11 protein-coding genes are annotated in these 13,967 nt (G+C 69.7%); 5 read left to right on the forward strand and 6 right to left on the reverse strand.

Translation table 11 applies throughout. The annotated features are described in order from the left end of the window. Positions 1-174 precede the first annotated feature (174 nt). Positions 175-801: an SCO family protein gene (locus tag ASF94_RS04760; RefSeq protein ID WP_235505265.1), complete on the forward strand. Its 627-nt coding sequence runs from the start codon at positions 175-177 to the stop codon at positions 799-801. On the opposite strand, the gene ASF94_RS04765 is transcribed toward ASF94_RS04760, so the two are convergent. From ASF94_RS04765 to ASF94_RS04775, 3 genes are all read right to left on the reverse strand, one after another. Continuing rightward, positions 729-1,565, reverse strand: coding sequence for a Crp/Fnr family transcriptional regulator (locus ASF94_RS04765; RefSeq protein WP_056662378.1), 837 nt, complete (start codon positions 1,563-1,565; stop codon positions 729-731). The two genes, ASF94_RS04760 and ASF94_RS04765, sit on opposite strands and share 73 nt — an antisense overlap. A gap of 276 nt (positions 1,566-1,841) precedes the next feature. Then, the gene (locus tag ASF94_RS04770) at positions 1,842-2,864 is read right to left on the reverse strand and encodes a tripartite tricarboxylate transporter substrate binding protein (protein WP_056662381.1); all 1,023 of its coding nucleotides are present in this window, start codon (positions 2,862-2,864) and stop codon (positions 1,842-1,844) included. Positions 2,865-3,312: 448 nt separating this feature from the next. Next, on the reverse strand, positions 3,313-4,176 hold the full coding sequence (locus ASF94_RS04775) for a TauD/TfdA family dioxygenase (RefSeq protein WP_056662384.1): 864 nt from the start codon (positions 4,174-4,176) through the stop codon (positions 3,313-3,315). A 612-nt stretch (positions 4,177-4,788) separates the two neighbouring features. Between ASF94_RS04775 and ASF94_RS04780 the strand changes: the two genes are divergently transcribed. Further along, complete coding sequence (locus tag ASF94_RS04780; protein WP_235505266.1) at positions 4,789-5,754, forward strand: LysR substrate-binding domain-containing protein; 966 nt, start codon at positions 4,789-4,791, stop codon at positions 5,752-5,754. Positions 5,755-5,905: 151 nt separating this feature from the next. On the opposite strand, the gene rpoH is transcribed toward ASF94_RS04780, so the two are convergent. The 3 genes from rpoH to ftsY all read right to left on the reverse strand — a co-directional run bounded on the left by rpoH (position 5,906) and on the right by ftsY (position 10,164). Beyond that, on the reverse strand, positions 5,906-6,847 hold the full coding sequence (gene rpoH / locus ASF94_RS04785; protein WP_056662386.1) for an RNA polymerase sigma factor RpoH: 942 nt from the start codon (positions 6,845-6,847) through the stop codon (positions 5,906-5,908). Between the two features lie 113 nt (positions 6,848-6,960). Beyond that, positions 6,961-8,640, reverse strand: coding sequence for a methyl-accepting chemotaxis protein (locus ASF94_RS04790; RefSeq protein ID WP_304439498.1), 1,680 nt, complete (start codon positions 8,638-8,640; stop codon positions 6,961-6,963). A gap of 225 nt (positions 8,641-8,865) precedes the next feature. Then, positions 8,866-10,164 (reverse strand): signal recognition particle-docking protein FtsY, encoded by a 1,299-nt coding sequence (gene ftsY, locus ASF94_RS04795; RefSeq protein ID WP_082492990.1) that lies wholly within the window; start codon positions 10,162-10,164, stop codon positions 8,866-8,868. Between the two features lie 29 nt (positions 10,165-10,193). Between ftsY and ASF94_RS04800 the strand changes: the two genes are divergently transcribed. From ASF94_RS04800 to rsmD, 3 genes are read left to right on the forward strand one after another with little or no spacing between them, the layout of a single operon-like run. Beyond that, complete coding sequence (locus ASF94_RS04800; protein WP_056662390.1) at positions 10,194-11,684, forward strand: pitrilysin family protein; 1,491 nt, start codon at positions 10,194-10,196, stop codon at positions 11,682-11,684. 18 nt (positions 11,685-11,702) lie between these two features. Further along, entirely contained in the window at positions 11,703-13,199 is a 1,497-nt protein-coding gene (locus ASF94_RS04805; protein ID WP_200933020.1) for a pitrilysin family protein, read from the forward strand. Further along, positions 13,196-13,909: a 16S rRNA (guanine(966)-N(2))-methyltransferase RsmD gene (rsmD, locus tag ASF94_RS04810; RefSeq protein ID WP_056662393.1), complete on the forward strand. Its 714-nt coding sequence runs from the start codon at positions 13,196-13,198 to the stop codon at positions 13,907-13,909. Before ASF94_RS04805 ends, rsmD begins: the two co-directional genes overlap by 4 nt. Positions 13,910-13,967 lie beyond the last annotated feature (58 nt).

Here is a 13,967-nt window from a genome sequence, read left to right on the forward strand (position 1 = left end):
ACGTTCTAAGAAGCTGTGAACGAACCCGTCATGGCTTCTCGTACCGCAAAAAAACGCCCCTTCGGCGTTGCAAATGCTCGCCATAGCCCGAGCTATGGCTGCGTTTTGCGCCTTGACGGGACGCGTTTGTGCGGCCCGCTCGGGCGCGCCGGATTCACTCACACCTTCTGACCCATGAAAAAACGCAATGCTCTTCGACTGATAGCGGCCGGCGCCCTGTACATGGGGGCTGGCGGCCTGCTGGCCGCCTGCTCCAAGCCGGAGCCGAAAACCGTGTTCCGGGGCGTGGACGTCACCGGCGCCGAATACGCCCGCGACTTCCAGCTGCCCGACCAGAACGGCCAGGTCCGCAGCCTGAAGGACTTCGCCGGCAAGGTGGTGGTGGTGTTCTTCGGCTACACGCAATGCCCTGACGTGTGCCCCACCTCGATGGTGGAGCTGGCCGAGGTCAAGCGATCGCTGGGCGCCCAGGGCGAGCGCCTGCAGGGCATCTTCATCACGGTCGATCCGGAGCGGGACACGCCCGAGGTGCTGCGCGCCTACATGGCCAATTTCGACCCCGGATTCCTGGCGCTGCGCGGCTCGCCCGAGCAGCTGGCCGCCGTCGCCAAGGACTTCAAGGTCTACTACAAGAAGGTCGATGGCCAGACCCCCACCAGCTACACGCTGGACCATTCCGCCGGCAGCTACGTGTACGACCCGCAGGGCCGGCTGCGCGTGTACAACCGCTACGGCAGCGGTGCGCAGGCGCTCGCGGCCGACGTGCAGGCACTGCTGAACGAGCCCGCCAAGCCGGCCTGACGGGCTGGAGCGGTCGAGGCGGTGGCGGCGGCGGCAGCGGTCGGGCCTGCCGCAGCCTGCCCCGCGCCGTGGCCGGGCTGCTGCCCTCGCGCCAGCTCGGTCAGCCGGTTGCGCACGATTTCGCCGTGCCACCGGTCGTGCCGCACCAGCCCGCCTTCGCGCGTGAGCAGTGCCACCCCGCGCGCGACGGTTTCGCGGGTGGTGAAGAGCAGCGCCGCCAGCACCGAATGGCTGGGCAGGCGCACCAGGCTGCTGCGCTGCAGATCCGCGATCAGCAGCAGGGCACCCGCCAGCTGCCCGGCCGAACCACGGATGTGCAGAATGCGCGCCCAGTCGGCCAACAGGGCCTGGCCCTTCCACTGGTCGATCGCCAGTTCGCGGAAGAAGTCGTTGCCCAGCAGCCCGTTGCGCTGCAGCCGCGCCACGTCGATCTCGCAGACCCGCCCGGGCGCAACCGCCACGCACGACAGATCGGCCGGCCGCTGCAGCAGCGCCGACGTACCCATGGCCTGGCCGCAGCCCGCCATGCCCACCGGGCGATCGACGCCGTCTGCCGCCCGGCGCTGCAGCAGCACCGTGCCCACTTTCAACACCTGGGTCGTGGCCGGCACATGGCCCTGCCGCTGCAGCACCTCGCCCTTGCGGAACCGGCGCTCGCGCACATGGGGCTCCCAGGCGGCGCGCACCGCCTCGTCCTGCCGGCCCAACAGGCAGCGCGTGCGGCAGGCGCAGTCGGGGCAGGCCTTGCGGTCCAGGGTCGTCAAGGGCGCGGCGGAAAGCGTTTCAAGGGTCAAATCGGCCTCTGGCGCCCGTATATCAAGGGCATGGTGCTATAAATATAATAGCAATTGCTGGCGTGTGTGCCCTGGCGTGCGGCGAACGCTGCGGGGCGGCCGGCACGCAGGCGCGGGGCGCGATGGCGCCCGCCCACGGCGCGAGTCTGCCGCCCACCGCGCGCCAACGCCTTGACCTGCATCAACGCGCGGCGGCGGCGCGAGCCACCACCACCACCACCAGGGCCTGCAGCCATCGGGCGGGGATCATTCCGCGCGGATACCTTGTTCGCGGATCACGCGGCCCAGCGTGGCAGTGTCGGCGTCGATGCGGTTGGCCAGACCTTCGGGCGACGAGCCCACCGTCTGCCACCCCTGCTGGAACAGCTTGGCCCGGACGTCGGGCGACCGGGCGATGTCGGCCAGCACGCCCGCCAGCCGCGCGCGCACCGGTGCCGCCATGCCGGCAGGCGCAGCGAAGGCGTTCCAGATTTCCAGGTTGAAATCCTTCACGCCCACCTCGGCCATGCTGGCCACGCCAGGCGCCAGCGCGCTGCGGCCTGCGGAGGTGACGCCGATCAGCCGGAGCTTGCCCGTGCGCTCCTGCGCCAGCGCCAGGGCGGGCGGCAGCAACGCCATCTGCAACTGCCCACCCAGCATGCCGGTGGCCACCTGCGGGTAGCCGGGGTAGGGCACGTGCACCGGGGCGATGCCGGCGCGGGCCTTGAGCAGCTCGGTGCCCAGGTGGCCGACCGTGCCCACGCCTGGCGTGCCGTAGCTCCAGCGGTCGCCCGCACGGCGTGCGGCGTCGAGGAAGGCCCGGCCGTTGGCCCCGGCCGGCACGTCGGGCTGGCTGGCGGGAGCCGTCAGCACCAGCGGCGACACCCCGATGAGGCTCAGCGGCGCCAGATCCTTGCGCGGGTCGTAGGGCAGTTGCGGGTTGATCAGGCGCGCGATGGTCAGGTTGCCGTTGATGAAGAGACCGATGGTGTGGCCGTCGGTGGCCTTGGCGACCGCATCGGCGCCGATGTTGCCGCCCGCGCCGACCTTGTTTTCCACGATCACCGGCTGGCCCAGGGCCTGCGACAGCGGTTCGGAGAAGGTGCGCGCCGTCAGGTCGGGCGACGAGCCCGGCGGAAAGCCCACGATGATGCGCAGCGGTTTGGCGGGCCAGCCGGGGGTGGCGATGGCCGTCTGGGCCATGGCGCTGCCGGCGAAGCAAAAGGGCAGGGCCACTGCGGCCAGGCTGGCGGCAAGCCAGGCCCGGCGGGCGGGGTCGGGGCGAGTCATAGGTGCTGATTCCGTTCGGTTCAAGGGGCGCCGCGCGTCCGCCAGGGACGCTGGCGGGGGTGCGCGGGCGGCGGCAGCGGACTGCAATGCAGTGCTTGCCGTTGCGCCATTTTTAACCAAACGTTATGCGGCCGTTAAAGGTTCGTTGTTGCGAACCCGGCGCACGGGGCTGCGGCGGCCGTTTTTCGAGGCGCCTGGGCGGTGCTGGCAGACGGATCTTGGGACGAGCGGTGCGGGCGCTGCGTCACCTGTCACCACGGCGCGGAACCAAGGCTGCGGCCGGTATCAGGCCGGGAGCCGATGCGAACCTGCGGCGGACGTACTGATGGGCCGCTGAGGGCTCGATGGGGCTCCCGGAGTTCTGGTGGCTGGCCGCAGGGCTAGACCCTGCACCGGCGCGGCCGTCCTCGCGCGCGGCTTGGGGACAGATCGCTTGCGCGGCCGGGCGTCAGGGAGTGTGCGGGCGGCTGCGTTGGCCGTCCACCGCCACCGGCACGTCGCCCATCACCGTGACCCGCTGCATCACGCGCAGCCGGTCGCCGTAGTCGTTGATGGCGTAGTGCTGAGTGGCCCGGTTGTCCCACAGGGCCAGGTCACCCGAGGCCCAGCGCCAGCGGATCGTGTTCTCCAGCCGGGTGATGTGCGCCTGGAAGATCTCGTAGAGGCGGTCGGAGTCGTGGGTGTTGAAATGGACGAAACGCTGCGCATAGTGGCCCAGCAGCAGGCTTCGCTCGCCCGTTTCCGGATGCACGCGCACGACAGGGTGCTCGTGCTTGATGATCTGGGCGGCATAGTTGCGGCGGTATTCCCGGGCTGCGCTGTCGTGCAGCAACTCGACCCGGCTGGCGGCATAGTCGAAGTCGTTGCCGTGCACCGCCCAGAGCTGGTCAGCCAGAGCCCGCAGCGCCACCGGCAGGTGCTGGTAGGCGGCCACCGTGTTGGCCCACACCGTGTCTCCGCCCAGGTCTGGCAGGGTCACCGCCCGCAGCACGGAGAGCTGGGGTGGGCTGAGTTCGAAGGTGACGTCGGTATGCCAGGAGTTGGCCCGTCCGCCGCGGTGCGAGTGCAGCTCCAGAATCGCTGGCTCCGCATGGTTGGCCACCGTGGGGTGGCTCACGACAGGGCCGAAGTGCGCGGCGAGGTGCAGTTGTGCCTGCGTGGTCAGCTGCTGTTGATCCCGCAGAAACACCACCCGGTGCTTCAGCAGCGCTTGGCGGATGAATTCCCTGTCCGCGTGGGGCGTTGCCTCGTGGATCTGGATGCCTTCGATGACGGCACCCAGTGAATCGGAAAGCGGAACGGCACGCGGCATGAATGGAAGACGACTGGGCCCGTGGGCGATTGGATTGGGGCGCGCCAGCCGAGCTGGTGGCCCGAGGCGCTATGAGATGGGGGCTCAGCTGCAGACTGCTGGGAGTGCAAATCCGCGCGTTGCCGCCGAAGCTGAACGACGACTACTTCTTGCACTCCCCCGTCCCAACGACACGCTTTTTGCCGGGCTCTGCCGGGCGGCCCATGACAGACCGCCTTTCATATCCCGAAGCGTTTTTCTTCCCCTCCCTCGCAAGCCTTTCGGCTTTTCTCTCTTATGCAGATCCCATCTGTGGATACTGGCGAGCCCGCGCAGGCATCGCACAATATCGATTATTTTTTTTAAGTGCCCTATTGGTGGGACACCATATATTTGAATAACGCAGAGGTTTGTTTTAATTGTCCGCTCGGCAACATTGTAATAATAAGTGAAAATCTCGGGCGCAATAATAAAATATGCAGAAGCTACACTTAATGATTCGTGATGAAGTCAGCTGAGTGGTAGCGCCTCGCCCGCCGCCAAGGCGTGCTAGGCGGGCGCGACCTGCGTATCGCAGCGCGGTGAACAGCGCTTTTGTTGTCTCTGCCCTCGCGCCAAGCTACCCTCATCCCGATGGAAATGAACGACAAGACATCTACCGACCCGCACACCGCCCGCACGCAACGGGCCCCCGTCACACCGGCGCAGGCGGAAAGACTGCGCGGCCGCATGCTGGATCTGGAGCTGCTGAGGACCTTCGTCGCCGTCGTGGAGCGGCGCGGCGCCACCCATGCCGCCCGGCACCTCCACCGCACGCAGGCTGCGGTCAGCCAGCAAATCTCCCGGCTGGAAGACATCGTGGGTGTCGACCTGTTCCAGGGCCCGAAGCGCCAGATGAACTTGACCGGCGCCGGCACGGTACTGCTCGACTACGGCCGGCGCATGCTGGCACTGAACCACGAGGCCATGGAACGCCTGCGCCCCGGCGTCGTGGGCGGCACCGTGCGCATGGGCGCGACGCACTACTACGCGACCACCGTGCTGCCGGCGCTGCTGGCGGAGTTCTCCAGCCTCTACCCCATGGTGCACATCGACATGGAAGTGGGCGTGGCCGACGAGATGCAGCGCAAGCTGGGACGCTCCTACGACCTGATCATCAACGCCTTCTCGCACGGCGCCGGACAGGGCGTGCTGTTGCGCCAGGATGCCGCCGTGTGGGCCGTGTCGCGGCAAGCCAACCCCGGCAACCGCACGCCCATTCCCCTGGCCGTGCTACCCCAAGGCTCGCTGCTGCGCAAATGGGCGGAAGCGGCATTGACCCAGGCGGGCCAGCGGTGGGTGGTGGTGCAGGAGAGCCTGAGCATCGAGGTGCTGAAGGCCTCGGTGCTGGCGGGGGTGGCCGTCGGCGTGTTCCAGGAGGCCACCGTGCTCTCGACGCCGCAGATGCGCGTGCTGACGCCAGAGGAGGGCTTCCCAGCGCTGCCCTTCACCGAAATGTGGCTGGACAAGGCAGACCGCGAACTGCCCCAGGCCGCCCAGTGCCTCTACGACTACCTGAGACGGCAGCTGTCGCCAGCGGCGGGCGTCGTCGCGACCTGACAGCTCCGGGCACCGGTGCCAATCCCGGTGCTGGTGTGGCGCCGGTGAGCTGACGCGCCAAAGCAAAAAGCGCAGCCCAGAGGCTGCGCTTGTTGCTTTGCCCGCTCGGCCTGACCGCAATGGCGGCCAGAGAGCGTCCGGCGGTCCGCCGTCAGGCGTATTCGGCCAGCGACTTCTTCATCTTCTTCATCGCGGCGACCTCGATCTGGCGGATGCGCTCGGCGCTCACGCCGTACACCGCTGCCAGCTCGTGCAGCGTCATGCCGCCGGAGCCGTCGTCGTTGACCTTCAACCAGCGCTCTTCCACGATGCGGCGGCTGCGCTCGTCCAGACTCTCCAGTGCCGAGGCGATGCCGTCGGTCGCCAGCACGTCGCGCTGGCGCGTCTCCAGCATGGCGGCGGGCTCATGGGCCTTGTCCGCCAGGTAGGCGATGGGGCCGAAAGCCTGCTCCCCGTCATCGGAAGGCGCGGGGTCGAGCAGCACGTCACCGCCCGAGAGGCGGGTTTCCATCTCGATGACTTCCTCGCGCTTGACGTTCAACTGCGCCGCGACCAGATCGATCTCCTTGTCGGAGAGCGTGTCGCGGTGCGTGGCGGCGTCCTGCGCGGCGGCATCGGCCTTGAAACCCTGCTTCATCGAGCGCAGGTTGAAAAACAGCTTGCGCTGGCTCTTGGTGGTCGCCACCTTCACCATGCGCCAGTTCTTCAGCACGTATTCGTGGATCTCGGCCTTGATCCAGTGCATGGCGTAGCTCACCAGCCGCACGTTCTGGTCGGGGTCGAATCGCTTGACGGCCTTCATCAGGCCCACGTTGCCTTCCTGGATCAGGTCGCCGTGCGGCAGGCCGTAGCCCAGGTATTGGCGGGCGATGGACACCACCAGGCGCAGGTGCGACATCACCAGGCGGCCGGCGGCATCCACGTCGCCGTTGTCCTTCAACTGGCGGGCGTAGGTACGCTCCTCGTCGGCCGTCAGCATCGGCAGCCGGTTCACGGCCGAGATGTACGCGTCAAGGTTGCCCAGCGGAGGGATCAGTGCCCAACTGTTGGCCGGCGCCAGGGCGGTTGCAGCGGTTCCAGACTGAAGCGTCATTCCAGAAATCCTTTCTTCCATCGAAACACTTTAGCAGTCTCTTGGAGGGAGTGCCAAAGCAGAAGTTCCTGGCCCTGCGTAGGACAGGGGCGGCCGCTACCGCCCGCCGATGGCTAGCCCAACGCCAGCGCAGGCCGGGCTGCGGATGGCACCGTCAACTGGGCCGCGCGAACAGGCCCGTGGCCGGGAATCGGCTGCGAGCCGGCAGGCGCCCGGCCGTCGCCCAGCTTGAAGGCCGATACGCCCTGCACCAGATCGCCGGCCTGCTTCTTCAGGCTGCCCGCCGCGGCGGCCATTTCCTCGACCAGGGCCGCGTTCTGCTGGGTGGCGTGGTCCATCTGCGTCACGGCCTGGCCGACCTGGACGACGCCCGACGCCTGCTCGGCGCTGGCGGCGCTGATCTCCGCCACGATGGCGGTGACCCGATGGATGGCCTCGACGATCTCGTTCATGGTGGCGCCCGCCTGGTCGACCAGCACGTTGCCGGTCGAGACCCGGTCCACGCTCGCCACGATCAGGCCCTTGATCTCCTTGGCGGCGTCGGCCGAGCGGCCGGCCAGGCTGCGCACCTCGCTGGCCACCACGGCAAAGCCGCGGCCCTGCTCGCCGGCGCGGGCCGCTTCCACGGCTGCGTTCAGCGCGAGGATGTTGGTCTGGAACGCGATGCTGTCGATGACCTGGATGATGTCCGAGATCTGGCGCGAGGATTCGTTGATGCCACGCATGGTCTCCACGACCTGTCCGACCACCGTACCCCCCTGGGTTGCCACGGCAGCGGCGTTCTGGGCCAGGTGGTTCGCCTGGCGGGCGCTGTCGGCATTGCGCTGCACGGCCGAGCCCAGCTCCTCCATCGAGGCGGCCGTCTGCTCCAGCGCGCTGGCCTGGCTCTCGGTGCGGCCGCTCAGGTCCTGGTTGCCCTGCGAGATCTCGGCGCTGGCGGTCGCCACCGCTTCCGCGTTCTGGCGCACGTTGCCGACGGTGGCGCGCAGTTGCTCGCGCATGGATTCCAGCGCCTGCATCATCTGCGCCAGCTCGTCGCGGCCCGACACCGCCAGGCTCTGGCCCAGGTCGCCACCGGCCATGCGCTGGGCCGCCTCGCCGCACAGCCGTGCCCGGCGCGCCAGGCTGCCCGACAGCACGAAGGCGATGGCCACGCCCAGCACCACCATGGCGATCAGCCCGATGAGCAGCTGCAGCCGGCCCTGGTGGTAGACCTGCGTGGCCAGCGCGCCGGCCTGGTCGCTGCCCCTGTTGTTGATGGCGATCAGGTCGTCCAGCGCCTTGTTGGAGGCCCGGTAGGCGACGGCGGCGGGGCCGACGAAGATGCCCTTGACGGCGTCGATGTCGTTGGCGCGGGCGAATTGCAGTTGCTGCGGCACGGTCGACGTATAGGCGGCCACCTGGGTGCGCAGCTCTTGGTAGATGGCGCGTTCCTCGGCGCTGGTGAAGAGCGGCGCCGCGGCGTCCACGGCCGCCTGCAGCCCGGTCACCGAGGTTTCGACCAGCGCGATGGCCTGGGCCATCGAGGTGTTGGGGCCCGTCATGATCAGCCCCAGCCGGGCGATCCGCAGGCTGGACAGCTGCCGGTTGATCGCTCCGGACGCCGCCACGCTGGGCAGGGCCTTCTTCGATATCTCAGCCGTCCGGTCGTTCATGCTGCCCAGGTTTGCGATGCCCAACAGGCTGACCACGCAGGCGATGAGAAGAACGATGGCGAAGCCCGCCAGCAGTTTGGAGCGGATCATCCAGTTGTCGAGAGTCATGTCGTTGGGAACCAGGTCGGTGGCTTGCACCAGATGCGGAAAGAATTGCGAGATGCGGAATATGCCAAAAAATTTGTGACTATTTGTGTAGGAGGTAACGAGGTCTTTGCATTTCCAGGGCTTTGCCGTCGGCTGCGCGCCCGGCCGGACGCCGGGCAGGCGAAAAAAAGCCCCCCGGACTCTGCGTCCGGGAGGCTCTGGCGGGGCCGCCCGCATGACTTTGCGAAGTCGCGCCGTCGCGACGGCGCGAGGTCGTCAGGTCAGAAGCGCCTGCGCGAATTCGCGGGCGTTGAAGGTCTCCAGGTCTTCGAGCTTCTCCCCCACGCCGATGAAGTAGACCGGGATCGGCCGCTCCTGCGCGATGGCGGCCAGCACGCCGCCCTTGGCCGTGCCGTCCAGCTTGGTGACGATCAGGCCCGTCAGCTGCAGGGCGTCGTCGAAGGCGCGCACCTGCGCCAGGGCGTTCTGCCCGGTGTTGCCGTCGATGACCAGCAGCACCTCGTGCGGCGCCGTCGCGTCGGCCTTGGTGACCACGCGGCGGATCTTCTGCAGCTCCTGCATCAGGTGCAGCTGCGTGGGCAGGCGGCCGGCCGTGTCGACCAGCACCACGTCCTTGCGGCGCGCCTTGCCGGCCGTGACCGCGTCGAAGCTGACGGCCGAGGGGTCGCCGCCCTCCTGGCTCACGATCTCGACGGTGTTGCGGTCGGCCCAGACGCCCAGCTGCTCGCGGGCGGCGGCGCGGAAGGTGTCGGCCGCAGCCAGCAGCACGGCCGCGCCTTCGCCGGCCAGGTGCTTGGTCAGCTTGCCGATGGAGGTGGTCTTGCCCGCCCCGTTCACGCCCGCCACCATGATGACGGTGGGTGTGTACTGGCCGATCACGAGCGATTTCTCGAGCGGCTTCAGCAGGTCGGTCAGCGCGTCGGCCAGCAGGCCCTTGACCGCCGCCGGTTCGGTGGCCTTGGCGTCCTTCACGCGGCGCTTCAGGTCGGCCAGCAGATGCTGCGTGGCCTTCACGCCGGTGTCGGCCATCAGCAGCGCCTCTTCCAGCTCTTCGTACAGCGCATCGTTGATCTGCGTGCCGGTGAACACCGTGGTGATGCTGCTGCCCGTCTTGCGCAGGCCTGTCTTGAGCCGGTCGAGCCAGCCCTTGCGCTCCGCGAGCGAGGCTGGCTGGCCGGCTGCCGAACCGGCAGGCGGCAGCGGCGGCAGCGGCGACAGCGACGACGGCGGCAGGGTGGGCTGGCCAGCGGCTGCGGACGGCGCGAACGACACGGGCGCGGCCGCAGGGGCCGATGGGGGCGCAGCCGCTGGCGCCGGCGCGTGCACCGGGTCGGCGTCTGCAGCCGCAGCGGCCTTGCCGCCGAACGGGTTGCGCAGCCAGCCCATGCCCTTGGCCGCCAGCGACTCCGCCTCCGGCGCGGCAGGCGCCGCGCCGGGCGGCAGGGCCGGAGTGGGGGGCGGCGGCGCGTCAGCCGGTGGCAAGGCGGGCGCGGCCGCGGGAGAGGGCGCGGCCTCGGCAGTGGTGGGGGTCTTTTTCTTGAAAAAACTGAACATTGGCGGGTTCTTAGAATCGCAGCCATTCTATGAAACGCGCTATCACCCTCCTGGGCCTGCTGGCCTGCGTGCATGCCGGGGCGCAGACCCCCGCTGCACAAGCTTCTCCGGCCGCGCCGTCCCCCGCGGCGCACGCCACCCCCGCAGCCACTGCGCCGGCCCCGGCCGCCTCGCCCGGCGCCGCCGCCCTGGCGCCCCGGCAGTTCACGCTCAAGAACGGCATGCAGCTCATCGTGCAGCCCGACCGCCGCGCGCCCACGGCGTTGCACATGGTCTGGGTGCGGGTGGGCTCCATCGACGAGGTGGACGGCACCTCGGGCGTGGCCCATGCGCTGGAACACATGATGTTCAAGGGCTCCAAGACGGTGAAGCCGGGCGAATTCTCCCGCCGCGTGGCGGCCCTGGGCGGGCAGGAAAACGCCTTCACCAGCTACGACTACACCGGCTACTACCAGCAGATCCCGGCCAGCCGGCTGGCCGATGTGATGAAGCTCGAATCGGACCGCTTCGCCAACAACCAGTGGCCCGACGACGAATTCAAGCGCGAGATCGAGGTCATCAAGGAAGAGCGCCGCATGCGCACCGACGACCAGCCCCGCGCCGCGCTGATGGAGCAGCTCTATGCCGCCACCTTCGTCGCGTCGCCCTACCACCGGCCCGTGATCGGCTGGATGGGCGACCTCGATTCGATGACCGCGGATGACGTGCGCGCCTTCCACCGCCAGTGGTATGTGCCGGCCAATGCCGTGGTGGTGGTCGCGGGCGACGTCGACCCGGAGCGCGTGCGCGCGCTGGCCGAGCAGACCTATGGCCGCATTCCCGCCCGCGCCGTGCCCGCGCGCAAGCCCCGGCCCGAGCCCGATCAGCGCGGCATCCGCCGCATCGCCTTCAAGGCGCCCGCCGAGCAGGCCTACGTGGCGCTGGCCTACCGCGTGCCCAGCATGCGCCGCATCGAGAACCTCACGGCCACCGACCGCGACGCGCTGGGCCTGGTGGTGCTGTCGGCCGTGCTCAGCGGCTACGACGGCGCCCGACTCGACCGCGCCCTGCGCCAGGGCGAGGGCCGCGTGGCCGACGGCGCCAGCAGCTCCGCCTCGGTGTTCGGGCGCGGCCCGAGCCTCTTCCTGCTGACGGGCGTGCCCTCGGCCGGCAAGACGGCCGCGCAGGTCGAAGAGGGCCTGCGCGCCGAGGTGGCCCGCATCGCCAAGGACGGCGTGAGCGAGGCCGAGCTCAACCGCGTCAAGACGCAGTGGGCGGCGTCCACCATCTACGAGCGCGATTCGCTGCAGAGCCAGGCCAGCGATCTGGGCAGCAACTGGGTCATGGGCCTGCCGCTCGATGCCGACACCAAGCTGCTGGCGCTGTTGCGCGGCGTGACGCCGGCCGAAGTGCAGGCCGTGGCCGCGCGCTACTTCGGCGACGACCAGCTCACCGTGGGCACGCTGCTGCCCCAGCCTCTCGACCCCAACGCCCGCCGCGCGCCGGCCCTGCCCGCCGAAGCCGGCGGCCGTCTGCACTGAGCCGGGAGCCCTGAATCCATGAAGCTGACCAAAACTATTAAAAAGATAGCTACCCGCGCCCTGTTCATCAGCGCGGGAGCCATTTTTTATACCAATTCCGCCTGGGCGCTGCTGCCGATCCAGCACTGGACGGAGCCCAGCGGCGCCCGCGTCTGGCTGGTCGAAAGCCCCGGCATCCCGATGGTCGATGTGCAGGTGGACTTCGACGCCGGCAGCCGGCGCGACCCTGCCGCGCAGGCCGGCCTGGCCAGCGCCGCCGGAGCGATGACATCCAAGGGCGTGAAGGCCGGGCCGGGCGATGCGCCCGCGATGGACGAGAACGCCCTGGGCGAAGCCTGGGCCGACCTGGGTGCGTCGTTCGACGCCGGGGCGGACCGCGATGCGCTGAGCTATTCGCTGCGCTCGCTGACCGACCCCGGGCTGTTGGACCGCGCCGCCCGGCTGGCCGCCCGCCAGCTGGGCCAGCCCAGCTACCCGGCCGACATCTGGCAGCGCGAGCGCGCCCGCTGGAGCGCCGCGCTGAAGGAAGCCGAAACACGCCCCGGCACCATCGCCGCCAAGGCGTTTTCCGCCGCCGTGTACGGCAGCCATCCCTACGGCCTGCGTGCCACGCCCGAGACGCTGGCCCGCATCGAGGCCGGCGACCTGCAGGCCTTCCATCAGCGCTACGTGCAGCCCTGCCGGGCCAAGGTCGCCATCGTCGGCGCGGTGACGCGCGCCCAGGCGCAGACCCTGGTGCAGACGCTGCTGTCGCAGCTGCCCGCGCCGCAGGCGGGCGACGCGGCCAGCGCCTGCGCGCCGCTGCCGCCGGTGCCGGCCGTGCAGCCGCTGACGCGCGCGGTGCGGCAGGACATCCCGTTCGCCTCGGCCCAGGCGCACGTCTTCATCGGCCAGCCCGGCTTCGAGCGCAAGGACCCGGATTTCCTCGCCCTGCTGGTGGGCAACCACATCCTGGGCGGCGGCAGCTTCACGTCGCGCCTGATGAACGAGGTTCGCGAAAAGCGGGGCCTGAGCTACAGCGTGGGCAGCGGTTTCTCGCCGGGCCTGAATGCCGGCTCGTTCACCGTCGGCCTGCAGACCCGGCCGGACCAGGCGGCCCAGGCCGTGCAGGTGTCGCAGGACGTGATCAAACGCTTCGTCGAGCAGGGGCCCACCGAGGCCGAACTGCGCGCCGCGAAGGACAACCTGATCGGCGGCTTCGCACTGCGCATCGACAGCAACCGCAAGCTGCTGGCGAACGTGATGAACATCGCCACCAACGACCTGCCGCTGGACTATCTGGAGCACTGGACCGACCGGGTCGCCGCACTCAGCGTGGCCGACATCCGCGCCGCCATGCAGCGCAAGCTGCAGCCCGACCGCATGGTGACCGTGGTGGTGGGCGGTGCGGGGGCCGCGGGTGGCGATGGCGACACGCCGGCCCCGGCCGGTGCGGCTACGGCTACGGCGCCGGCCGCCCCGGCCGCCCCTGCCACACCTGCCACACCTGCCACCCCTGCGGGAGCCCAGCCATGAGCGCGCGCAAGACCGCTCCTGCCCGGCCCGGCGCATCGCGCCCTTCCGCCCGCGCCGGTGCTCCGGCGCCCGCCGGCGGCGCCAAGGCGCCCCGGTCGGGTGGTGCCGGCGAGATCCGCATCGTCGGCGGGCTGTGGAAGCGCACCCGCCTGGCGGTGGCCGACCGGCCGGGCCTGCGCCCCACGCCCGACCGGGTGCGCGAGACGTTGTTCAACTGGCTGGGCCAGGACCTGACCGGCTGGCGCTGCATCGACGCCTTCGCCGGCACCGGCGCGCTGGGGCTGGAGGCTGCTTCGCGTGGCGCGGCGCAGGTCGTGCTGGTGGAAAGCGACGCCGCCCTGGCCACGCAACTGGAAGCCGTGCGCCGCAAGCTGGGCGCAGAGGCCGTGCGCGTGCAGCGCGGCGACGGCGTGGCGGCCCTGCGCGCGCTCGCGCCTGGCAGCCAGCACCTGGTGCTGATCGATCCCCCGTTCAGCGGCGAGCTGTTCGAGCCGGCCCTGCAGGCCGCTGCGCGGGCCATCGCGCCGGACGGCTTCATCTACCTGGAGGCACCCGCCGCCTGGGCGGACGAAGCCCTGCTGCCACTGGGCCTGGCGATCCATCGGCACCTGAAGGCAGGCGCGGTGCACGCGCACCTGCTGAGGCCCGCCGCCGCGATGCCGGCCGCTGCCGCCCCTGCCGATCCGGCCGATCCGTCGGGTGCTGTCTAGTAATGCTATAAAAATAATAGCTAAAGGTGCCGGGAAATCAAGCGCTGCAGCCTGTTTT

The organism is Acidovorax sp. Leaf160, from assembly GCF_001424265.1.
Classification (GTDB): domain Bacteria; phylum Pseudomonadota; class Gammaproteobacteria; order Burkholderiales; family Burkholderiaceae_C; genus Paracidovorax.

Excerpts from the sequence above, each read along its gene's own strand:
- ASF94_RS04775 (WP_056662384.1), bottom strand. The coding sequence starts at position 4,176 with ATGCCGCGTGCCGTTCCGCTTTCCGATTCACTGGGTGCCGTCATCGAA.
- ftsY (WP_082492990.1), bottom strand. The coding sequence starts at position 10,164 with ATGTTCAGTTTTTTCAAGAAAAAGACCCCCACCACTGCCGAGGCCGCG.
- ASF94_RS04770 (WP_056662381.1), bottom strand. The coding sequence starts at position 2,864 with ATGACTCGCCCCGACCCCGCCCGCCGGGCCTGGCTTGCCGCCAGCCTG.
- rsmD (WP_056662393.1), top strand. The coding sequence starts at position 13,196 with ATGAGCGCGCGCAAGACCGCTCCTGCCCGGCCCGGCGCATCGCGCCCT.
- ASF94_RS04805 (WP_200933020.1), top strand. The coding sequence starts at position 11,703 with ATGAAGCTGACCAAAACTATTAAAAAGATAGCTACCCGCGCCCTGTTC.
- rpoH (WP_056662386.1), bottom strand. The coding sequence starts at position 6,847 with ATGACGCTTCAGTCTGGAACCGCTGCAACCGCCCTGGCGCCGGCCAAC.
- ASF94_RS04800 (WP_056662390.1), top strand. The coding sequence starts at position 10,194 with ATGAAACGCGCTATCACCCTCCTGGGCCTGCTGGCCTGCGTGCATGCC.
- ASF94_RS04760 (WP_235505265.1), top strand. The coding sequence starts at position 175 with ATGAAAAAACGCAATGCTCTTCGACTGATAGCGGCCGGCGCCCTGTAC.
- ASF94_RS04780 (WP_235505266.1), top strand. The coding sequence starts at position 4,789 with ATGGAAATGAACGACAAGACATCTACCGACCCGCACACCGCCCGCACG.